Genomic DNA, 22,301 nt, shown 5'->3' on the forward strand with positions numbered 1-22,301 from the left:
GACGGGGAACTGCGGGACCGTCGTGGCTGGTCGCGCAGTTCCCCGCGCCCCTGACGGGGCACTTGTCTACGCGTCCTCCCTCACGAGGTCGGCGCACTTCTCGCCGATCATCATCGTCGTGATGCACGGATTGACCGTGACGAGGTCCGGCATGACGGACCCGTCGGCGACCCTGAGCCCGTCGATCCCCTTGACCCGCAGCCGCGCGTCGAGCGGGGCCGAGGGATCGTCGTCCGCGCCCATCTTCACAGTGCACGACGGGTGGTAGACGGTGTTGTGGGTCTTGTGGATGTAGTCGAGCAGTTCCTCGTCGGTGCGCACGTGCGGGCCGGGGGCCAGTTCCGCCCCCGCCCAGCCGCTCAGCGCCGGCTGCGAGGCGATGCGACGGGCCAGCTTCAGGCCGTACGTCATCACCCGCACGTCGTGCTCGTGGGTGAAGTACCGCGGATCGACCTTCGGCTTGTCCCGGTAGTCGAGGGTGCGCAACCGGACCGTCCCCCGCGACCTGGCCCGCGTGACGTTCGGCGTGAGGCAGAACGCGTTCTCGGACGTCGGATATCCCCAGCGGGCCGTGTTCATGTCGAACGGCACCGACCCGTAGTGGAACATCAGGTCGGGACGGTCCAGGCCCTCCTCGGTGTCGTAGAAGATGCCCGCCTCCCACCACTGGCTGGACGAGGTGGGCATGGGCTGCGCGGCCTCCCACATGATGACGCCCTCGGGGTGGTCCTGAAGGTTCTCGCCGACCCCGGCCGAGTCCACCACGACCTCGACGCCGACCTCGCGCAGGTGCTCGGCCGGTCCGATGCCGGACAGCATCAGCAGCTTCGGGGTGTCGATCGCCCCGCACGACACGATCACCTCGCGCCGGGCCCGTACGGTACGGGTGTGGATCAGGTCCGGGTCCAGGTACTCGGCGCCCACGCAGCGCCGGCCGTCGAGCACCAGCTTCTTCGCCCGCACCCCCGTCCGTACCTCCAGGTTCGGCCGCTTGCCCAGGACCGGGTGGAGGTAGGCGACCGAGGACGACTGGCGGATGTTGTTCTCGTCGGAGTTGATCTGGAACCAGCCGGCGCCCCGGACCACCGTCGAGCCCGTGTTGAAGGGCGTCGTCGGGATTCCGGCCTGGGCACACGCCTCCAGCAGGGCCGTGCCGCACGGGTCGTCGCTCTTGAGCGTGCGCAGCTTCACCGGGCCGGTGCGGCCGTGGTGGTCGCCGGGAGCGTCGTTGTTCTCCAGCCGCCGGTAGAGCGGGAAGAGGTCGGCGGCGCTCCAGCCCGTACAGCCCTGGGCGGCCCAGCCGTCGAGGTCCTCGGCCGGTGCCCAGAAGGCGATGCAGGAGTTGTGGGACGAACAGCCGCCCAGCACCTTCGCGCGGGCGTGCCGCATGAAGCTGTTGCCGCTCGCCTGCGGCTCGATGGGGTAGTCCCAGTCGTAGCCGGACTCCAGCAGGCCCATCCAGCGCTCGAGTCTGAGGACGTCGTCGTCGCCGACGTCGCTCGGACCCGCCTCCAGGACGCACACCGTGACCGAGGGATCCTCGGAGAGGCGGGCCGCCACCACGTTGCCCGCGGTGCCGCCGCCGACCACCACATAGTCGAACTCGTCGGTACTCATGAGTGGTGGACCTCCGTCAGTCGGCCGCCGGGGCGGCGAGGGGAGTCGTGGTGGCCTGCAGCTGGTGCTCGGCGAGCACACCGGTGCGGTGCCGCTGGACGAACCAGTAGTAGGCGAAGCCGCCGCCCATGATGACCGCGACGAACAGCACGGCACCCCAGCGCAGGTACCAGTGGTACGGAGCGGCCGCGTTGTAGACCTCGGCCCGCGGCCAGATCAGGTTGATCGTCATGGCCGTGCCCCAGACCACGGCGACGATGTTGACCAGCAGTCCCCAGCGGCCCAGCGAGAACTTGCCGTCGCCCGCGGGCTGCCACTTGCCGCGCAGCCGGGCCACCAGCATCGGCGCGGTGACGCCGAGGTAGGCGAGGTAGATCATGATGATGCCGATGCTGGTGACGACGGTGAAGATCTGCGGCTGACGGATGTTCACGACGAGGATCGCCACGGCGAGGACTCCGATGATCACCGCGGGCAGCACCGGCGTCTGGAAGCGCGGGCTGACCTTGGCCAGCTTCGAGGACCAGGGCAGGTTGTTGTCACGGGCCATCGCGAAGGTGAGGCGGATCGCCGCCGTGTGGACGGCCAGCGCGCACACCGTGACCGCGATCAGCACACACCACAGCATCGCCTTGCCGGCCGTCGAGCCGAGCACGTCGAGCACGATGTACTGCAGACCGTCCGTGGACAGCTTGTCGCCCTTCAGGCTGGAGACGCTCATCAGCGCGAGCAGCAGGATCAGGCCGCCCAGGACGAACGAGGCGACGATGGCGCGGATGATGGCGCGCGGCGCGTTGCGGGACGGGTCCAGGGACTCCTCGCCGAGCGAGGCGGCCGTGTCGAAGCCGTACATGACGTACGCGGACGCCAGCGAGGCCACCAGGAACGCCCCCATGTAGCCCGCCTGGTGCCCGGCGCCGGTGCCCGCCGTCTCGGTCACCACCTGCGGTCCTCGCGTGATGTGGACGGCGAACATGACGATGAGGACGACGGTGGCGATCAGCTCGATGAGCACGCCCGTGCTGTTGATGGTGGCCATCAGCTTCACACCGAAGGCGTTCACCAGGGTCGTGAACAGGATCAGCACGGTCGCGAGCACGACCGCGTTCGTCGCCACGTCGTACTTGCCGGAGCCGTCACCCACGAACTGGAACGCCGACGAGATCTGCGGGAGCGTCAACTGATAGGCGAGCGCCACCGCCGAGATCGACACGATCGAGGCGATCAACATCATCCAGCCGGCCAGCCAGCCCAGATGCGTATTGCCTATCTTCTTCGACCAGTTGTAGACGGAGCCGGCGACGGGATAGCGGGCGGCCAGTTCCGCGAAGCACAGGGCGACCATGAACTGGCCGACGAAGACCATCGGCCATGACCACCAGTAGGCGGGGCCGCCGCTGCCGTAGCCGAAGTAGAACAGCTGGAAGGTGCCGGTGAGGATCGAGATGTAGCTGATTCCGGCGGCGAAGGTGTGGAAGCTGCCGAGGGTGCGCTTGAGTTCGGGTTTGTATCCGAACTCGGCGAGCTCGGCGTCGTCTCTTTGTCCGGACGGTGGTTGCTCGGTCGTCGTCATGAGCGGACTCCTGGTGGGCCGGAGGAGGGGAGGAGCGGCTGCTGCGGGTGCCGGGATCAATGAGGGGGGTTATACGCGCACGCCATGTGCATGGTGTTACAGGAGAGTCAGGCGAACCAGCCCTGCGACACGGGGGCCGTGTTGCGCCAGATGTGCTTCGTCTCGCGGTACTCGGCGAGGCCCGACGGCCCGAGTTCGCGCCCGAAGCCGGACTGTTTGAAGCCGCCCCACTCCGCCTGCGGCACGTAGGGGTGGTAGTCGTTGATCCAGACCGTGCCGAGCCTCAGCCGCCCCGCGACCCGGGCCGCCTTGCCCTCGTCGGTCGTCCAGACGGCGCCGGCGAGGCCGTAGATGGTGTCGTTCGCGACGCGCACCACCTCGTCCTCGCCGGTGAAGCGCTCGACCGTGAGCACCGGTCCGAAGGACTCCTCCTGGACGACCGACATCTGGGCGGTGCACTCGTCCAGCACGGTCGGCGGATAGTAGAAACCGTCGTCGAGACCCGGTCCGGACGGGCGCGCACCCCCGCATCGCAGCACCGCTCCTTCCTCCAGGCCCTTGGCGACATACGCCTCGACCTTCGAGCGGTGCGCGGCCGAGATCAGCGGCCCGGTCTGCGCCTGTTCGTCGAACGGCCCGCCAAGGCGGATCAGTTGGGCCCGGCGTACGACCTCGTCCACGAACCGGTCGTGCAGGGAGTCCTCGACCAGCAGCCGGGCTCCCGCCGAGCAGACCTGCCCGGAGTGCAGGAACACGGCCGTCAGCGCCATGTCCACGGCCGCCTCGAAGTCGGCGTCGGCGAAGACGATGTTGGGATTCTTGCCGCCGAGTTCGAGTGCCACCTTCTTCACGGTCGCGGCCGCGGCCACCATCAGGCGGCGACCGGTCTGCAGACCTCCGGTGAAGGACACGAGGTCCACGTCCGGATGGTCGCCGAGCGGTGCACCCGCCTCCGGGCCGGCGCCGAGGACGAGGTTGCCGGCCCCGGCGGGCAGTCCGGCCTCCGTCAGGAGCCGCATGAGGTGGATCGCGGTGTGCGGGGTCAGCTCGCTCGGCTTCAGCACGAAGGTGTTGCCGGCGGCGATCGCCGGAGCGACCTTCCAGGCCGTCTGCAGGAGCGGGTAGTTCCACGGCGTGATCAGGGCGCAGACACCGACCGGCTCGTACACCACCCGGCTGTCGACGCCCTCCGTTCCCGTGTCCACGACCCGGCCGGTCTCGCTCGCGACCAGCCGCCCGAAGTAGCGGAAGCAGTTCGCGATGTCGTCGATGTCGTACTCGCTCTCGACGAGCCGCTTCCCGGTGTCCAGGGACTCGGCGCGGGCGAGTGCGTCCTTGTCCCGGATCAGGAGGCCGGCGACCCGCAGCAGCAGGTCACCGCGCTCGTTCGGGGACGTGCGCGGCCACGGCCCCTCGTCGAAGGCCCGGCGGGCGGCGGCGATCGCCTCCACCGTGTCCTTGCCGCCCGCCTCGTCCACGACCCCCACCAGGGAACCGTCGGCGGGACAGCGGATCTCGCGGGTGCGCTCGTCGACCGCACTGCGCCAGGTGCCGTCAATGAACAGGTCCGGCATGACTGCCTCCCAGTTTTTCCACGAGCCACTCGTGGAAGATCCCGATGTGGTGCTCGGTGGGGACCAGCACACCACCCCTGCGGTACGCACGCGACGCCATCGCCGGCTGCGTGCGTTCACAGGCCTCGAAGTCCTGCTCGTTCACCCGGTGGAACAGCTCCACCGACTTCGACACGTCCGCCCCGGACTCCACCACGTCCGGCGCGTACAGCCAGTCGCACTCTACGACCGTGCGGTCCTCGGCCAGGGGGAACATGCGGTGAAGGATCACATGGTCCGGTACGAGGTTGATGAAGACCGTCGGCTTCACCGTGATGGCGTAGTAGCGGCGGTCCTGGTCCTCGGAGACCGAGGGCAGCTTGGCGAACCCCTCGCTGCCGTCGACCGTGAAGCCCCTGATCTCCTCGCCGAACTCGGCGCCGTGGCCCACGTAGTACTGGGCCGCGTAACCGTCGGCGAACTCAGGGAGGACGTCGGTGAGTTCGGGGTGGATCGTCGCGCAGTGGTAGCACTCCATGAAGTTCTCGACGATCAGCTTCCAGTTCGCCTTCACGTCGTAGACGATCCGCTTGCCGAGCGCCAGGTTCTCGGTGCCGTAGTGGTCGATGGCGGCCACGTCGCCGAGCCGTTCCACGGCGGCGTGCATGACCGTCTGCTCGAAGGAGGGCGGTTCGTCGGCGAGGCACACCCAGGCGTAGCCGAGCCATTCACGCAGGGACACCTTGATCAATCCGTAGGCGACCCGGTCGACGTCGGGCATCTTGATCAGGTTGGGCGCGGCGATCAGCTTGCCGTCGAGGTCGTACGTCCATGCGTGGTACGGGCACTGGAGGTTGCGGCGCACCTCGCCGGACTCCTCCGTGCACAGCCGGGCACCGCGATGGCGGCAGACGTTCAGGAAGGCGCGCAGCTCGCCCTTGCGGCCACGCGTGATGAGGACGTTCTCGCGGCCGATCTGGACGGTGCGGAAGGCGCCCGGGGTGGCCAGGTCGGCGCCGCGGACCGCGCAGAACCACATGGACTCGAACAGGTGCTCCTGCTCCTGCCGGAAGATCTCGGGGTCGGTGTAGTAGTCCCCGGGGAGGGTGGCGATCAGGCTCGGGGAGATCCGGGGGGCCTCGGAGAGCGGGGTCTGGGGGGCGGGGGTCGTCGTCACGGGGCGGGCTCCTCAGGCGGGCGCGGCGGCGAGGCGGGAGGGGTCGAACAGGCCGATGGGGTGCTCGGTGGTGCCGGTGAGGGCCAGGTCCGCGAGGATCTCGCCGACGACGGGCACGAACTTGAAGCCGTGCCCGGAGAACCCGCAGGCCACGGTGACCGACTCCGGGTGCGCGGGGTGCCGGGCGATGACGAAGTGCTCGTCGGGGGTGTTGGAGTACATGCAGGTCGCGGCCTTGAGGAAGGTGCCGGGCAGGTCCGGGATGCAGCCGGCCATGTGGTCGGCCATCGCCTTGATCTCGTCCTCGTGGACCGTCCGGTCGATGGTCTCCGGTGTGGTGACCTCGCCCTTGCGGAAGAAGGCGACTTTGGCGCCGAGGCCGGGGCCGTCGATGGACGGGAAGCCGTAGACCTGGACGCCGGCGGCGTCCTCCCAGATGTAGATGGGGTGGTTCTCGGGGACGAACCGCTGGACACCGCCGGCCGGCTGGAACCAGTACATGACCTGCCGCTCGATGGTGAACGGCACCCCGATGTCCGTGAGCAGTTGCGGCGCCCACGCGCCCGGGCAGATCACCAGCTGGGAGGCGGTGTAGGTGTTCTCCGCCGTGTGGACGCGGACACCGTCCCTGTACGGCTCCCAGCGGGTCATCGGCTCTTCGAAGTGCAGGTCGGCGCCCTGCCGGGTGGCGAGCTGGAGGTGCGCGGCGACGGTGTTCTCGGGCCGCAGAAGACCGGCCTTCTTCTCGAACAGCGCCACCTCCTCGTCCTTGGGCGAGAGCGTCGGGAAGCGGCGGCGGATCTCCTTGGCGTCCAGCATCTCGTGCGGCAGGTCCCACTGCTGGGCCGAGAGCAGCGAACCGGAGACGGTCCGGGAGTCGGGGTGGCCGATCATCACGCCACCGGGGAGGATCGCGATCTCGCGCCCGGTGGCCCGCTCCAGGTCTTCGTAAAGTTCGTAGGCGCGCAGCAACAGCGGGACGTACGCCGGGTCCTCGAAGTACGACTGGCGGGTGATCCGCGAACCGCCGTGGCTGGAGCCGCGGTTGTGCACCGGGCCGAACTTCTCCAGGCCCAGCACACGGGCACCGCGCGCGGAGAGGTGGTGGGCGGCGGCGCTGCCCATACCGCCGAGACCGATGACGATCACGTCGTAAGTGGGGGACACTCCATGCCTCCTGGGGGTGCGTCAGTCATCGACAGCGATGGTCAGCGGTGATCACCGGTCGTCATCGGCGGATGCGGGTCATCTTCGGGTCGAAGAGGGGCTCTTCGGCGACCGTCGCCGGGACCTTCTCGCCGAAGTACTCGATGTGGACGCCGGTGCCGGTGGTGAGCCCGGCCGGCAGCCAGGCGTACGCGACGCAGCGGCCGAGCGTGTAGCCGTACGAGGCACTTGTCACGTAGCCGGCGGGGGTGCCGTCGACGTAGACCGGTTCCTTGCCGAGGACCACGGCGGCGGGGTCGTCGAGAAGGAGGGGCGTGAGTTTGCGGGTCAGGGGCGCGTCGGTGAGTGCCGCGCGCCCCACGAACTCCTTGTCCGTGCGGACCGCGAAGCCGACGCCCGCCTCATAGGGGGAGTGCTCGTCGGTCATGTCGGTGCCCCAGGCCCGGTAACCCTTCTCCAGACGCAGGGAGTTGAAGGCGGAGCGGCCGGCGGCGACCACGCCGAGCTCCTGGCCGGCCTCCCACAGCGTGTCCCACAGACGCAGGCCCAGGTCGGCGGTGGTGTACAGCTCCCAGCCGAGCTCGCCGACGTAACTCAGACGCATCGCCGTCACCGGGACATGCCCGAGGTAGGTCTCCTTCGCGCGGAAGTAGCCGAAGGCCTCGTGCGAGAAGTCGTCGCGGGTCAGCGGCTGGACGAGGTCCCGGGCGAGGGGCCCCCAGACGCCGATGCAGCAGGTGCCGGAGGTGATGTCCTTGATGTGGACGTCGTCCGGGGCATACCGGGTGAGCCAGTCGAGGTCGGCGGGGGAGTTGGCACCGACCTGGAAGCGGTCGGGGGCGAGGCGGGCGACGGTGAGGTCGGAGCGGACGCCGCCGGTCTCGTCCAGGAGGAGCGTGTAGGTGACCGCGCCGGGCTTCTTGCGGAGGTTGTTGGTGGTCATGCGGTGCAGGAAGTCCAGGGCCCCGGGGCCGGTCACTTCGAGACGCCGCAGGGGGGTCATGTCGTAAAGGGCGACCTTCTCGCGGGTGACCTTGGCCTCGGCGGCGGCGAGGGGGGACCAGTGGCGGGCCGACCAGGCGTCGCGCTCGGGGAGCGGGCCGAGCGAGTCGACCAGGGGGGCGTTCGCCTCGTACCAGTGCGGACGCTCCCAGCCGCCGCCCTCCAGGAAGTACGCGCCCAGCTGTTGCTGCCGGGCGTAGAAGGGGCTGACGCGCAGAGGACGCGGCTGCTCCATCGGCTGGAGCGGGTGGAGGACGTCGTACACCTCGACGAACTGCTGTGAACCGCGTTCACGGATGTACGACGGTGAACGCTGCGCTTCCTCGAAACGCGTGAGGTCGCACTCGTGCAGGTCGAGGGCGGGCCGCCCGTCGACCATCCACTCGGCGACGGCCTTCGCCACACCGGCGGAGTGGGTGACCCACACGGCCTCGGCCAGCCAGAACCCGCGCAGTTGCCGTGACTCGCCGAGGACGGGCATGCCGTCCGGGGTGAAGGAGAAGACACCGTTGAAGCCGGCCTCGATCTCGGCGTCCCGCAGGGCCGGGACCAGGCGGCGGCAGTCGTCCCAGCTGGGCGCCCAGTCCTCCTCCGTGAAGGGGAGCGAGGAGGGCATGTCCAGGTTCCGGGCGCGGGCCTCGTCGTACGGCAGGACGGCGAACGGGTCGACCAGCATGGGCCGGTGGGCGTAGGAGCCGATGCCCAAGCGGTCGGTGTGCTCGCGGAAGTACAGGTCGCGGTCCTGGAAGCGGAGGATCGGCCTGGAGGCCTCCGCCTGGTGGTCCCGGAGTTCGGGGAGCGGCTTGGTCTTCGCGTACTGGTGGGCGAGCGGCTGCAGGGGGACGTCGATGCCCGCCATGCGGCCGATGACCGGGCCCCAGAAACCGGCCGCGGAGACGACGTGGTCGGCGGGGAACGTGCCCTGGTCGGTGACGACGGCGGTGACCCTGCCGCCCTCCTGCTCGATCCCGGTGACCGTGTGGCGTTCCAGGAAGCGGGCGCCCCTCCCGGTGGCCCGTGCGATCTGGGCGCGGGACGCGAGCAGGGCGCGGGCGAGGCCGTCGTCGGGGGTGTGGAAGCCGCCGAGCACCACGGACTCGTCGAGGAGCGGCCAGAGTTCCTTGCAGCGGGCAGCACTGACGACCTCGCCGCGGATTCCCCAGGCGGCGGCGTAACCGGCCCTGCGGTGCAGTTCGGCCAGGCGCTCCGGGGTGGTGGCCAGCTCCAGGCCGCCGACCTGGTTGAAGCAGGGGAGACCGTCCACTTCGAGGGAGACGAACTTCTCGACGGTGTACTTGGCGAACTCGGCGAGCGTCTTCGACGGGCTGGTCTGGAAGACGAGGCCGGGGGCGTGCGAGGTGGAGCCGCCGGGGGCGGGCAGCGGGCCCTGTTCCAGGACGGTGACGTCGCTCCAGCCGCGGGAGGTGAGTTCGTCGGCGAGGGAGCAGCCGACGATGCCGGCGCCGACGATGACCACGCGGGGGAAGTGAGGGTGGTTTTCGGGCGTGCTGGACATGCCCCTCCTTGCCGGGGACGGAGGTGAACGCGCTTGAGGCGGAGCGAAGGCGCTTGAGGGGACGTGCTCAGAGGGCGGGCACGTTGGGCCGCTCGGCGGCGATCGTCGTGTCCTGGCCGTGCCCGGTGTGGACGATTGTGTCGCCGGGCAGGGTGAGCAGCCGGTTGCGGAGGGACGCCTCGATGGTGGGGCGGTCCGAGTAGGAGCGGCCGGTGGCGCCGGGGCCGCCGTGGAAGAGGGTGTCGCCGGTGAACACGGCGTCGAGGAACGGGACGTACAGCGAGCAACTGCCCCAGGTGTGCCCGGGGCTGTGGATGACGTGGACCTCGATGCCGGCGACGGTGAGGATCCGGCCGTCGGTCAGCTCGCCGTCCGGTTTGCGGCGGGGGTGGATGCGGGACCAGAGCTCGTGGTCGCCGGCGTGGAGCAGGACCGGCGCCCCGGTGAGGAGGGAGAGTTCCGCCGCCGCGTCGACGTGGTCGTCGTGGGCGTGGGTGCAGGCGATGGCGGTGACATGACGGCCCGCGACCGCCTCGTGGATGGCGTGGGCGTCATGGGCGGCGTCCACGATCAGCACTTCCTCGTCGTCGCCGACGAGCCAGACGTTGTTGTCGACGTCGAAGGTCTCGCCGTCCAGGCTGAAGGTGCCCTTGGTGACGACCCGGTCGACGCGTACCGCGTGGCCCCTGTCGCTCATCGGACCACCAGCCGGGTGGCCCTCGTCGCTCACAGGACCACCACCGAGCGCAGTACCTCGCCGCGGTGCATCTTGGCGAAGGCCTCCTCGACCTGGTCGAGCGCGATGGTCTCGCTGACGAAGGCGTTGAGGTCCAGCAGCCCGTACAGGTACTGGTCGATCAGGAAGGGGAAGTCGCGGCTCGGCAGGCAGTCGCCGTACCAGGACGACTTGATGGCGCCGCCGCGCGAGAAGACGTCGATCAGCGGGAGCTCGACCTTCATCTCGGGGGAGGGCACGCCCACCTGGACCAGCAGGCCCGCGTGGTCGCGCATGTAGAAGGCCTGCTTGAAGGTCTCCGGACGGCCCACCGCGTCGATCGCGATGTCCACGCCGTGGCCGTCGGTGAGCGCGCGGACCGCCTCGACCGGGTCAGTGCCGCGGGAGTTGACGGTGTGCGTGGCGCCGAACTTCTCCGCCTGGTCGAGCTTCTTGTCGTCGATGTCGACGGCGATGACCTTCATGGCGCCGTTGAGGCAGGCGCCCGCGATGGCCGCGTTGCCGACGCCGCCGCAGCCGATGACGGCCACCGAGTCGCCGCGGCCGACCTTGCCGGTGTTGACCGCGGCGCCGTAACCGGCCATCACGCCGCAGCCGATCAGGCCCGCGGCCTCGGGGCGGGCGGCCGGGTCGATCTTCACCGCCTGGCCCGCCGCGACCAGGGTCTTCTCGGCGAAGGCGCCGATGCCCAGGGCGTTGCTGAGCGGGGTGCCGTCCAGCAGGGTCATCGGCTGGACGGCGTTGCGGGAGTCGAAGCAGTACCAGGGGCGGCCGCGGCGACAGGAACGGCAGGAGCCGCAGGGCGCGCGCCACGCGAGGACCACGTAGTCGCCGGGTGTGAGGTCGGTGACGCCCTCTCCGACCGCCTCGATCGTGCCGGCCGCCTCATGGCCGAGCAGGAACGGGAAGTCGTCGTTGATCGCGCCCTCCCGGTAGTGCAGGTCCGTGTGGCAGACCCCGCAGGCCTGCACGGCGACAAGTACCTCTCCGGGGCCCGGGTCGGGGACGACGATCGTCTGCACCTCGACGGGTGCGCCCTTCTTCACAGCGACTACGGCACGGACCTCGTGTGGCACGACCAAGCTCCTCTGCTGTTGCGCAATGCACGATGGGTTGCGCTATGAGGAACATACTGAGAACGCCTCGGGGGGCCGTCAAGAGGTGCGAGTTAACCCTTGGCAAAAGGAACGTGAGGGGCGAAACGTGCCGGACACACGGCGGCGCGGGACCTGGGGGATTCCCGGTCCCGCGCCGCGGTTCGCGCCGTGCGCCACCTGGTCGTGCGTATCCGTCTCGCTGGTCTGATGTTGCGGGTCTGGTCCTTGCGGGTCTGGTCCTGTCCGTCTGTTCAGGGGTCCGTCAGAAGCCGTATCCCATACGGCGCGACAGCTCGGACCCGGCCGCCACCGTGCGTTTGGCCAGCTCCGGCAGCCGGTCGCTGTTCAGGCGGTACACCGGTCCCGAGACGCTGAGGGCGGCGATGACCTTGCCGTCGTGCGAGCGGACCGGGGCGGCCACGGCGGCCAGGCCCAGCTCCAGTTCCTCGATGGTGAGGGCGTAGCCCTGTTCCACCACGGCCTCCAGTTCGGACCGCAGCACGGAGGCGCCGGTGATCGTCCGCTCGGTGAAGCGCGGCAGGGAGCGCGCGAGCAGGCCCTCGCGCAGGGTGGGCGGCATGTGCGCGAGCAGCACCTTGCCGCTGGAGGTGGCGTGCAGCGGGGTGCGTCTGCCCAGCCAGTTCTGCGCGGTCACGGACGCGGTGCCGCGGGCCTGCATGATGTTGACCGCCGCGTCGTCGTCCAGGACCGCGATGTTCACCGTCTCGCCCAGCTCGTCGGCGAGTTCCCGGCAGACCGGGACGCCCTCCTGCGAGATGTCCAGCCGTACCGCCGCCGCCCCCGCCAGCCGGAGGACGCCGGCACCCAGGTAGTACTTGCCGCGGTCCTTGGCCTGGGCCACCAGGCCGCGGTTCTCCAGGACGCCGAGCAACCGGAACGCGGTGGACTTGTGCACGTCCAGCTCGTCTGCGAGCTCGGTGACCCCCGCCTCACCGAGCCGGGCCAGGATCTCCAGCACGCTCACGGCGCGGTCCACCGACTGGACGGCGCTGGCCGCTCCTCTGCCGTTCTTCTCCGGGTTCGCGGCCTTCTCCTCGCTACGGTCGGACTGCTTCTGCGTGCGGGTCATGGCTCAACTCTCACCACCTGTGGGCCCTATTCGGGCCGCATCTGCGGGAAACCCTTGACGCGACGGTCGTCCCGCCCGGATTCTGTTGCGCATGACGCTCTTCCGTGCGTCATGCGAAACATCATGTTACCCAAGGGTCCGGCGCCCGGGAGGGTGCCGAACGGTACCGATCAGCGCGGACCCGACGCGGACCGAAGAAGATCCGACGAGGGCCCGGCGAGCTCCGACGGGTCCGAGGAGGTCCGACCGGGTCCCACGAGATCCGACAAGGATCCGCGACGCCCCGACATAGTTCGCCGAAGATCCGGCGTTGAGTGAACCACCCGCTCGAGCAGAACTCCTCACTTGAGCAGATCTCCTCGCTTGCGCAGTTCTCGTTTTCGCACTCTCTGCTGCCGGACCAATGGCGGTCCGCACTCCCTGATCAACCTGGACCAGACAGGTCCGGACCGAGCGTCCCGGACCGAGAGGGGGGCCCGTGATTCCCGTCTGCCGCTTCGAGAACCTCCCCGAAGGCGAGTCCGTCCGCGTCGCGACGACACCGCCCATCGCCGTGTTCCGCACCGAGGGCGGCGAGCTGTACGCCATCGACGACACCTGCACCCATCAGGACGCCTCCCTCTCCGAGGGCTGGCTGGAGGGCTGTCTGGTCGAATGCCCGCTGCACGCGGCTTCATTCGATCTCCGTACCGGACAACCGACCTGCCTCCCGGCCCGGCGGCCGGTCCGCACCCACCGGGTCAGCGTCGACGACGGCATGATCCATGTCCACCTCGCCGCGGAGGAGGGCACCGCCGCATGAGGACCGTGACCGTCGTCGGCGCCTCCCTGGCCGGTCTGTACGCGGCCCGGGAACTACGCTCCCAGGGCTTCGACGGACGCCTGGTGATCGTCGGCGACGAACCCCACCGCCCGTACGACCGGCCTCCCCTCTCCAAGGACTTCCTCACCGGCCGCGTGGGCGAGGACCAGCTCGCTCTCACCGACGCCGAGGAGAGCACCGAGCTCGACGCCGAGTGGCTGCTCGGCACCCGGGCCCGCGGCCTCGACGCCCGCGGCCGGACCGTACTGCTCGACGACGGCCGTACGGTGTCCACCGACGGCGTCGTCATCGCCACCGGCGCCTCGGCCCGCCGCCTTCCCGGCTCCGGCCTCACCGGGGTCCACACCCTGCGCACCCTCGACGACGCGCGCGCCCTGCGGGACGAACTCGGCGGCGGCCCACGTCAGGTCGTCGTCATCGGAGGAGGCTTCATCGGAGCCGAGACCGCGTCCTCCTGCGCCGCGCTCGGCCACAGCGTCACCGTCGTGGAGGCCGCTCCGCTCCCGCTCGTGCCCCAACTCGGTCCCGAGATGGCCGCCGTGTGCGCCGCACTGCACCGGCGGGGCGGCGCTGTCCTGGTCGCGGGCATCGGGGTGGCCGCACTGCGCGGCACGGGCGCCGTCACCGGCGTCGAACTGTCCGACGGCCGTGTCCTGCCCGCCGACACGGTGATCGTCGGCATCGGCGCCACTCCCAACACCGCCTGGCTGGCGGGCTCGACGCTCGCCCTGCACGACGGCGTGCTGTGCGACGACGGCTGTGCGACGGCCCTGCCGCAGGTGGTCGCCGTCGGCGATGTCGCCCGCGTCGGCGGCACCCGCGCCGAACACTGGACGTCCGCGACGGAACAACCCCGGGTAGCCGTGGCCAACCTGCTCGCCGGACGCACGCGGGAGACCGCCGGCTCGCTGCCGTACTTCTGGTCGGACCAGTACGGCGCGCGCATCCAGTTCGCCGGCCGCCGGCAGGACGGGGACGGTGTCCGCATCGCCGAGGGCGAACTCACCGACGGCGCACCCGGGGAGGGCGGCTTCCTCGCCCTGTACGAGCGGGACGGCCGTACGACCGCGGTGCTCTCCGTGAACCGGCCGCGCCCCTTCATGCGGGCGCGACGGGAACTCGCACGCGGAGGGAGCAGGCCCCAGCCGGCCGCACTCTGAACGCCACCGGGCTCGGAGGCCGGGGCCGTTCGCCGGACTGCCGGACCGGCCTTCCAGATCGTCAGGAGTGCGACAGCCGCCCCGCGCCGTCCTGCCTGCGTATCCGCTCCTGGGCCCGCTCGGCGCCCCGTGCCTGTCGCCGTGCCTTGCGCCGCTCGCGTCGCAGGGCACGCGCACTGCTGCTGGGCGTCGACACCACGCCGTGGCGCTGGTTCCACACCTGACGGGTCACCCAGACGTCCAGGGCGCCCCAGGTGGCCACCACCGTGCTGGCGACGCTGCTGAGCACCATCGGGAACGCCAGCCAGGAACCGGCCACGGTGCACAGGAAGGCCACCATGGCCTGGATCAGCGTCACGGCGATGATCAGCACCGCCCGCACCGCCGAGGTCCGCACGGGATCGGGCAACCGGCGCCGCTGCGCAGGCTCCTCGATCCACAACGGCCGGTAGGAGGACTGTTCCTGTGCCGCGCGGCCCTCGGCGCGCTCGACGGGCTCGGCCGGCTCGGCCGCGCTCGGGTACGCCACCGCCCCGCCCTTGTCCGTCGGAATGTCGTGATCCGGCGCCTCGGTGGCGCGTTGCGCCACCACGTGCGCCACCCTGCTGTCCGGCAGCGTCTCTTGTCGCTCCGCCGTGCCCATCACCGTGTCACTCCCCACCGCCTGCAGACCGCTCGCCCCGGATCCGAACACCCGGCTCTCCAGTGGCTGCCCGGCTTGCGCTGATTTACGCCGCCCGGGTGCGGGTCGCGGCTCCTGTGGCCGATTCCGTCCCGACTCCCATGGAGAAGACGAACGAATCCCCTCCAAGATTCCCAACGAAAGCAAAATTCCGGCCAACTGGCCGGGAGGGCCGATCGCGTCCGCACCGGCAGCTGCCTGGGAAAGACAGGAGGCAATCTCCTGTCATGAGCGGACTTCTCACCATGTCTCGCCCACGGCGCGGAAGTTCAGCTTCCGGACGGGTCTTCGAGTTACCCGTGCGTCAGTAGTAGGCTCGCGCCGTTTGTTGACGCACATCTGTACCCCTGCCGGTGGGGGTCGAGCTGGGGGAGGCCATGCGCTTTCGCGGGAAGTCGATCCGCCGGAAGATCGTGGCGCTGCTCCTCGTGCCGCTGGTGTCCCTGATCGCGATCTGGGGCTTCGCCACGGTACTGACGGGCCGGGAAGTCGCCCAGCTCTTCCAGGTGTCGTCCATCGTCGAGAAGCTCGGCTACCCCACCGAGGACACCGTCCGGGTCCTCCAGCAGGAACGCCGGCAGACCCTCGTCTACCTCGCCGACCCCCGGGCCTCGGACGCGCTGTCCGCGCTGCGCAGCACGCGCAGTGCCACCGACGAGGCCATCGTCAAGATCCGCCAGAACGCGAAGGACCCCGACGTCCGCGACGGACTCGACCCGGACGACGACGAACACCTCACCGCCGTCCTCGACGCGTTCGACGGCATCGACTCCCTGCGCCGCAGCGTCGAGGAGGGCACGGTCGACCGGTCCTATGCCCTCGACCAGTACAACCGTCTCGTCGACCCCTGCTACGCACTGCTCGCCTCCGTCGACGGAGTCGACAGCGTGGAGCTGGACAAGCAGGCCAGGGCCCTGGTGAACATCACCCGGGCCCGCGAACTGCTGTCCCGCGAGGACGCCTTGCTGGGATCCGCCCTGGTGGTCGGGAAGCTCACCCGCGACGAGGTCCGCGAGGTCTCCGACCTCTCCGCCCAGCGCACGCTGCTGTACGACATCAGCCTGCCGGTCCTGCCCGCGGCGGAGCGCGAACGCTACGAACGCTTCTGGAAGAACGCCACGACCGCCCCTTTGCGGTCGGCGGAACAGGCCGTCATCTCCGCAGGACCCGGCACCACCCCCGGCGCGGTGAGCGCCAAGAGCTGGGACGCCGCCGCGGGCAGCGCCCTCGACGAGCTCGCCACGCTCAACGACCAGGCCGGCGACCGCTACCAGGACCGCGTCCGCCCCGACGCCATGGGTGTCATCGTCAAGGCGGCCGTCGCCGGCGTCCTCGGCCTCGTCGCCCTGCTCTTCTCCCTTCTCCTGTCCGTGCGGGTCGGCCGCAGCCTCATCCGCGACCTGCGGCAACTGCGCCTGGAGGCCCACGAGGCGTCCGGCGTACGACTGCCCAGCGTGATGCGCCGCCTGTCCACGGGCGAACACGTCGACGTGGAGACCGAGGTCCCGCGCCTGGAATACGACAAGAACGAGATCGGCGAGGTCGGCCAGGCCCTCAACACGCTGCAGCGCGCCGCCGTCGAGGCCGCCGTCAAACAGGCCGAACTCCGGGCCGGTGTCTCCGAGGTCTTCGTGAACCTCGCCCGCCGCAGCCAGGTCCTCCTGCACAAGCAGCTCACCCTGCTCGACGCCATGGAGCGGCGGACCGAGGACACCGACGAACTCGCCGACCTCTTCCGCCTCGACCACCTGACCACCCGGATGCGCCGCCACGCCGAGGGCCTGGTGATCCTCTCCGGCGCCGCGCCCTCCCGGCAGTGGCGCAAACCCGTCCAGCTGATGGACGTCGTACGCGCCGCCGTCGCCGAGGTCGAGGACTACGAGCGCATCGAGGTCCGCCGGCTGCCCCGCGTCGCCGTCACCGGCCCGGCGGTCGCGGACCTCACGCACCTGGTCGCCGAACTCCTCGAGAACGCCACGGTGTTCTCCCCGCCGCACACCGCCGTCCAGGTGCTCGGCGAGCGCGTCGCCAACGGCTTCACCCTGGAGATCCACGACCGCGGCCTCGGCATGGCCGCCGACGCCCTCCTGGACGCCAACCTCCGGCTCGCCGAGACACCGGAGTTCGAGCTTTCCGACACCGACCGGCTGGGCCTGTTCGTGATCAGCCGGCTCGCCCAGCGGCAGCACGTCCGGGTCTCCCTGCAGCCGTCCCCGTACGGCGGCACCACGGCCGTCGTCTTCATCCCCGACACCCTGCTGACGGACGACGTCCCGGACACCAACGGCCTCGGCTTCCGCCTCGACCGGCCCCGGCCCTCCAAGGAGGCCGAGCTGGCGGAGGCCCGCCGCACCCCCCTCTCCCAGGCGCCGGCGCAGCTGCCCGGCCTGCCGGCCGCACTCCTGGACGGCCCGGTCGAACTGGAGGCGCCGGTCGACCTCGACGACCTCGCCGGCTTCCCGGGTGTCCTGGACGACGAGGACAGCGAACGCGGCGGACTGTTCCGCCCGCGCCGCTCCCTCACCGGTACGGACGACGAGCCGGCCTCCCGGCCCGGCGAGCAGCAGCACGCGTCCGCCGAGCCGCGCGACGCCGGCCGGGCCGACGACGATCACAACGCCCCGGTCCCGCTGCCCGCCCGCCGCGCACCCAAGCTGGTCAGCTCCCACGGACGCCCGGTCACCGACCAGCGCGGCCGGCGCGAAGAGGCGGACGGGGAACAGCCGGCCGGCCCGAGCCGTTCGCGCCCCCAGCCGGCCGTCCCCCTGGGCCCGGCCCCCCTGCCCACCCGCCACCGCGGCGCGAGCGCACTGCGCCGGAACCCCGGCACGACGGACCGCCTCGACGACCAGCACACCGCTTCCCCGACGGGCGCGGGCCCCGGCTTCGACGACCGCCGCACGGGGTCCGCGACCGGCGCGGGCCGTGAACGCGACGACCACCGCACCGGAGCACCGACCGACTTCGGCCGCGAAACCGGCGGACACCACACCGACTCTCCGTCCGCCGAGCGTCCCGAGCCCTCCGGCCTCCCCAGGCGCACCCGGCGCGCCGAGATCACGTCGAGCGGTCCGAGCACGTCCGCCGGGCGCCCCGGCACCGCGGCACGGGGAACCGGATCCGGCCCTGGCACGGACTCCGGCTCCAGCCCGGATTCCGGCTCCAGCACCGCTCCGCTGCCCCGCCGAGTACGCCAGGCCAGCCTCGCCCCGCAGCTGAAGCAGAGCGCCGGGCGGCGCACCGACGTCAGGGCGGAGCCGGAGGAGCGGGACGCCGACGAGGTACGCAGCCGTATGGCCTCGCTCCAGCGTGGCTGGCAGCGCGGCCGCGAGGAGAACGCCGCGGGCGACGACGCCCACAGCGGCACAGCACCACAAGGAACAAAGGGGGACGGTCGATGACCGCACCGAAGGCGACCGGCCACACCGCGGGCAACAACGGCGAGCTCAACTGGCTCCTCGACGACCTGGTGGACCGCGTCGCGAGCATCCGCAAGGCCCTCGTGCTCTCCGGAGACGGCCTGCCGACCGGCGTGTCCCAAGACCTGACCCGGGAGGACAGCGAGCACCTGGCCGCCGTCGCCTCCGGCTTCCACAGCCTCGCCAAGGGCGTGGGCCGCCACTTCGAGGCGGGCAGCGTCCGGCAGACGGTCGTCGAGCTCGACGACGCCTTCCTGTTCGTCACGGCGGCCGGCGACGGCAGCTGCCTGGCCGTCCTCTCGGACGCGGATTCGGACGTGGGCCTGGTGGCGTACGAGATGACGCTCCTGGTGAAGCGGGTCGGCGTGCATCTGGGTGCCGCTCCGCGCACCGATCTGCCTCAGAGCGGGTAGTGGGATGACATGAGCTCAGACGGTCAGGGAAGAAGTCACTGGTTCGACGACGAGGCCGGACCGGTCGTCCGTCCGTACGCCATGACGCGCGGCCGCACCACCAGTACGGGGCAGCACCGCCTCGACCTCATCGCGGTGGTCGTCACGGAACCCCAGGCGGACGACCCCGAAGGCGATCACACGCTGTCCCCCGAACACGTGGACATCGTCGACCTGTGCCGTGACACCCCTCAGTCGGTCGCCGAACTCGCCGCCGAACTCAACCTGCCCATCGGCGTGGTGCGGGTCCTCGTGGGAGACCTCGTGACCGGGGAGTTCGTTCACGTCAACCGGCCCGTGCCCCCTGCCGAACTGCCGGACGAAGGCATTCTGCGGGATGTGATCAACGGCCTCAGGGCGCTGTGACCGACCGCCCCGCCCACGAGGAAGCCGGTTCCGTCAGCGCCGCGAGGCGCTCACGGACGGCGTCGGGGAAGGGAGTCGCACGGCCGGCGGGTGCGGACCGGAGCCGGCCGGTGGTGCGCAGGACCGCTCTGATGCCCCGGTCGCGTTCGGCGCCCGTTCCGTCGGGTCACCCTCCGCCCAGCCACCGCGCCACGTGACCCCCCGTTATCTTCTTCGCGGTCCTGCAAGAGGGCCGCTGGCCTCCGGGCCCGGCATGACTGGTCCCCCCTGTCGAACGTATGACCTGGGGGGTGGTGTCACCGGGCCCGGGAGGTGCCGTCCGAGACGCTGATGAGAGGCCCGGCCACCGCCCGGTCCGGCGCAATGCCGGACAGCTCGCGGGCGGCAGGTCTGCATAACGTGGATGCGCGAGTACGACACCGCTGCCAAGGCCAGCACGTACAACTCTTCCGAAAGGGCGCGATGTTCGACACCGAAGACGTGGGCGTGTTCCTCGGCCTGGACGTCGGCAAGACCGCTCACCACGGCCACGGACTCACCCCGGCCGGCAAGAAGGTCTTCGACAAGCAGCTGCCCAACAGCGAGCCGAAGCTGCGGGCCGTCATCGACAAGCTCGCTGCGAAGTTCGGCACCGTCCTGGTGATCGTGGACCAGCCCGCCTCGATCGGCGCCCTGCCCCTGACAGTCGCCCGCGACGCCGGCTGCAAGATCGCCTACCTGCCCGGACTCTCGATGCGGCGGATCGCCGATCTCTACCCGGGTGAGGCGAAGACCGACGCCAAGGACGCCGCCGTGATCGCCGACGCCGCCCGGACGATGCCGCACACACTGCGCTCGCTGGAACTGACCGACGAGATCACCGCCGAACTGACCGTGCTGGTCGGCTTCGACCAGGACCTCGCGGCCGAGGCCACCCGCACCTCCAACCGGATACGCGGCCTGCTCACCCAGTTCCACCCCAGCCTGGAACGCGTCCTCGGCCCCCGCCTGGACCACCCCGCCGTGACCTGGCTGCTGGAACGCTACGGATCCCCGGCCGCACTGCGGAAAGCCGGCCGCCGCCGGCTCGTCGAGGTGACCCGGCCCAGGGCCCCGCGCATGGCCCAGCGGCTGATCGACGAGGTCTTCGACGCGCTCGACGAACAGACCGTGGTCGTCCCCGGGACCGGCACCCTCGACGTCGTGATCCCGTCGCTGGCCCGCTCGCTCGCCGCCGTCCACGAGCAACGACGAGCTCTGGAAGCGCAGATCGGGCAGCTGCTGGAGGCTCACCCTCTTTCCCCGGTCCTGACCTCGATTCCGGGAGTCGCGGTCAGGACCGCCGCCACCTTGCTGGTCACCGTCGGCGACGGCACCAGCTTCCCCACCGCCGCCCACCTGGCCTCCTACGCCGGCCTCGCCCCTACGACGAAGTCCTCGGGCACCTCCATCCACGGCGAACACGCACCCAGAGGCGGAAACCGGCAACTCAAACGGGCGATGTTCCTGTCCGCGTTCGCCGCCCTGCATGACCCCGCCTCCCGCACCTACTACGACAAATGCCGAGCCCGCGGAAAGACCCACACCCAAGCCCTCCTCCGCCTGGCCCGCCAGCGGATCAACGTGCTGTTCGCGATGCTCCGCGACGGCGCCTTCTACGAGCCCCGAACCCCACGCCTCGCTTGACGAAAGACATAGAGGCACCCCCCCGCGTCTCGAGGTGAAGGCACGACCAGCCCTGCCCGAGGCGCTCGGCCACCGGATGCGGACCGGCCACCGGATACAGGGCGGGCACCGCACAGGGCGGGGCACGGAAACCGCACTCCCGTTATGATCTGACCGATCGTCGACGACCATCCGCAGCAGTTCCCCCACCGGCCTGCGGACACGGTGCCGAGCAGTGCCATCGGAGAGACAGACGTGACGAGAGGCTGGCAGTTCCGGGTCGACCGAGGCGGCACCTTCACCGCCCGGGAGCCTGTCGAGGCCGTTCGCATGGGGACGACCGTCGCCACCAGCGCCCTCGGCCGACCCGGTGCGGTGGGCGCCAACGGCGTGGAACGCGCGGCCGGTTCGGCCGGCGGCGGCCTCGCCGGAGGCGACGCGGCGGACGTCGGCCCGGCGATGCGCTCGTCATCGCAACCCCCGGCGGCGGAGGCTACGGCCCTCTGCCGCCCGACCCCCATCAAGCAGGAGTAGAGATCGATGATCTTCGGGCGTTCTGAGCGCGGCAAGCCCCCGGTCGAGCCCGTCACGTTCAAGATCCTGGTGGCCGGCGGATTCGGCGTGGGCAAGACCACCCTCGTCGGTGCGGTCAGCGAGATCAGGCCGCTGCGCACCGAGGAACTGCTCACCGAGGCAGGACGCCCGGTCGACGACACGAGCGGCGTGGAGGGCAAGAACACCACCACCGTGGCCATGGACTTCGGCCGCATCACGCTGCGCGAGGACCTGGTGCTGTACCTCTTCGGCACGCCCGGCCAGGAGCGGTTCTGGTTCATGTGGGACGAGCTGTCCGAAGGCGCCCTGGGAGCCGTCGTGCTCGCCGACACCCGCCGCCTGGAGGACTGCTTCGCCGCCGTCGACTACTTCGAGCGGCGCTCCATACCCTTCGTCGTCGGCGTCAACTGCTTCGAGGGAGCGGCCCGCTATCCGGCCCAGGACGTACGCCAGGCCCTCGACCTCGACGACGGCGTACCGCTCCTGCTGTGCGACGCCCGCGACCGGGAGTCCGTCAAGCAGATCCTCATCGGAGTGGTCCAGCACGCGATGGCGTACGCGGCGGAGCGCCGCCAGGCCGTCACGACGTGACACGGGCGCGGCCCGTACCCCCGCCGACCGGGGTACGAGCCGCTGTCCGTGGGCCGCGTATGGGGGCGACGCACGCGCGTG

At 70.7% G+C, this 22,301-nt stretch carries 17 protein-coding genes and 1 pseudogene; 8 read left to right on the forward strand and 10 right to left on the reverse strand.

Annotated elements, in window-relative coordinates; all coding sequences use genetic code 11:
* Positions 1 to 66 precede the first annotated feature (66 nt).
* The 9 genes from ACZ5XS_RS39630 to ACZ5XS_RS39670 form a co-directional block, all read right to left on the reverse strand.
* A complete protein-coding gene (locus ACZ5XS_RS39630; RefSeq protein WP_468659799.1) occupies positions 67 to 1,617 on the reverse strand; it encodes a GMC family oxidoreductase in 1,551 nt (516 codons plus the stop codon).
* A gap of 16 nt (positions 1,618 to 1,633) precedes the next feature.
* Positions 1,634 to 3,190, reverse strand: a complete 1,557-nt coding sequence (locus ACZ5XS_RS39635) for an APC family permease (RefSeq protein WP_468659801.1) — start codon at positions 3,188 to 3,190, stop codon at positions 1,634 to 1,636.
* A gap of 107 nt (positions 3,191 to 3,297) precedes the next feature.
* Positions 3,298 to 4,764, reverse strand: a complete 1,467-nt coding sequence (locus ACZ5XS_RS39640) for an aldehyde dehydrogenase family protein (RefSeq protein WP_468659803.1) — start codon at positions 4,762 to 4,764, stop codon at positions 3,298 to 3,300.
* The gene (locus ACZ5XS_RS39645; RefSeq protein ID WP_468659805.1) at positions 4,745 to 5,920 is read right to left on the reverse strand and encodes an aromatic ring-hydroxylating oxygenase subunit alpha; all 1,176 of its coding nucleotides are present in this window, start codon (positions 5,918 to 5,920) and stop codon (positions 4,745 to 4,747) included. The genes ACZ5XS_RS39640 and ACZ5XS_RS39645 overlap by 20 nt, the downstream gene beginning before the upstream one ends.
* Before the next feature lie 12 nt (positions 5,921 to 5,932).
* The gene (gene solA, locus ACZ5XS_RS39650) at positions 5,933 to 7,087 is read right to left on the reverse strand and encodes an N-methyl-L-tryptophan oxidase (RefSeq protein ID WP_468659807.1); all 1,155 of its coding nucleotides are present in this window, start codon (positions 7,085 to 7,087) and stop codon (positions 5,933 to 5,935) included.
* Between the two features lie 61 nt (positions 7,088 to 7,148).
* Positions 7,149 to 9,605: a GcvT family protein gene (locus tag ACZ5XS_RS39655; RefSeq protein WP_468659809.1), complete on the reverse strand. Its 2,457-nt coding sequence runs from the start codon at positions 9,603 to 9,605 to the stop codon at positions 7,149 to 7,151.
* A 67-nt stretch (positions 9,606 to 9,672) separates the two neighbouring features.
* Positions 9,673 to 10,302 carry an MBL fold metallo-hydrolase gene (locus tag ACZ5XS_RS39660; RefSeq protein WP_468659811.1) on the reverse strand — a complete coding sequence of 210 codons (630 nt, stop codon included), beginning with the start codon at positions 10,300 to 10,302 and terminating at the stop codon, positions 9,673 to 9,675.
* A 29-nt stretch (positions 10,303 to 10,331) separates the two neighbouring features.
* On the reverse strand, positions 10,332 to 11,417 hold the full coding sequence (locus tag ACZ5XS_RS39665) for an S-(hydroxymethyl)mycothiol dehydrogenase (RefSeq protein ID WP_468659813.1): 1,086 nt from the start codon (positions 11,415 to 11,417) through the stop codon (positions 10,332 to 10,334).
* Between the two features lie 283 nt (positions 11,418 to 11,700).
* Positions 11,701 to 12,528 carry an IclR family transcriptional regulator gene (locus ACZ5XS_RS39670; protein WP_468659815.1) on the reverse strand — a complete coding sequence of 276 codons (828 nt, stop codon included), beginning with the start codon at positions 12,526 to 12,528 and terminating at the stop codon, positions 11,701 to 11,703.
* Between the two features lie 478 nt (positions 12,529 to 13,006).
* Here ACZ5XS_RS39670 and ACZ5XS_RS39675 point away from each other — a divergent pair, with 478 nt between their 5' ends.
* Entirely contained in the window at positions 13,007 to 13,330 is a 324-nt protein-coding gene (locus ACZ5XS_RS39675) for a bifunctional 3-phenylpropionate/cinnamic acid dioxygenase ferredoxin subunit (RefSeq protein WP_468659817.1), read from the forward strand.
* Positions 13,327 to 14,511, forward strand: coding sequence for an NAD(P)/FAD-dependent oxidoreductase (locus tag ACZ5XS_RS39680; RefSeq protein ID WP_468659818.1), 1,185 nt, complete (start codon positions 13,327 to 13,329; stop codon positions 14,509 to 14,511). The genes ACZ5XS_RS39675 and ACZ5XS_RS39680 overlap by 4 nt, the downstream gene beginning before the upstream one ends.
* Positions 14,512 to 14,572: 61 nt before the next feature.
* Here the strand turns inward: ACZ5XS_RS39680 and ACZ5XS_RS39685 are convergent, their stop codons facing one another.
* On the reverse strand, positions 14,573 to 15,154 hold the full coding sequence (locus tag ACZ5XS_RS39685; RefSeq protein ID WP_468659852.1) for a hypothetical protein: 582 nt from the start codon (positions 15,152 to 15,154) through the stop codon (positions 14,573 to 14,575).
* Positions 15,155 to 15,570: 416 nt separating this feature from the next.
* On the opposite strand from ACZ5XS_RS39685, the gene ACZ5XS_RS39690 reads away from it, so the two are divergent.
* The 6 genes and pseudogenes from ACZ5XS_RS39690 to ACZ5XS_RS39715 all read left to right on the forward strand — a co-directional run bounded on the left by ACZ5XS_RS39690 (position 15,571) and on the right by ACZ5XS_RS39715 (position 22,220).
* Positions 15,571 to 18,594 (forward strand): sensor histidine kinase, encoded by a 3,024-nt coding sequence (locus ACZ5XS_RS39690; RefSeq protein ID WP_468659820.1) that lies wholly within the window; start codon positions 15,571 to 15,573, stop codon positions 18,592 to 18,594.
* Entirely contained in the window at positions 18,591 to 19,025 is a 435-nt protein-coding gene (locus ACZ5XS_RS39695; protein ID WP_468659822.1) for a roadblock/LC7 domain-containing protein, read from the forward strand. Before ACZ5XS_RS39690 ends, ACZ5XS_RS39695 begins: the two co-directional genes overlap by 4 nt.
* 9 nt (positions 19,026 to 19,034) lie before the next feature.
* Complete coding sequence (locus ACZ5XS_RS39700) at positions 19,035 to 19,430, forward strand: DUF742 domain-containing protein (protein WP_468659824.1); 396 nt, start codon at positions 19,035 to 19,037, stop codon at positions 19,428 to 19,430.
* A 462-nt stretch (positions 19,431 to 19,892) separates the two neighbouring features.
* On the forward strand, positions 19,893 to 21,095 hold the full coding sequence (locus ACZ5XS_RS39705) for an IS110 family RNA-guided transposase (protein WP_468659826.1): 1,203 nt from the start codon (positions 19,893 to 19,895) through the stop codon (positions 21,093 to 21,095).
* A gap of 339 nt (positions 21,096 to 21,434) precedes the next feature.
* Positions 21,435 to 21,634: pseudogene (locus ACZ5XS_RS39710) on the forward strand (hypothetical protein); the annotation flags it as partial.
* Entirely contained in the window at positions 21,615 to 22,220 is a 606-nt protein-coding gene (locus ACZ5XS_RS39715; protein WP_468659828.1) for a GTP-binding protein, read from the forward strand. The pseudogene ACZ5XS_RS39710 and the gene ACZ5XS_RS39715, both read left to right, overlap by 20 nt.
* The last annotated feature ends 81 nt before the right edge of the window (positions 22,221 to 22,301 follow it).

This window comes from Streptomyces sp. NPDC033131 (genome assembly GCF_055578365.1).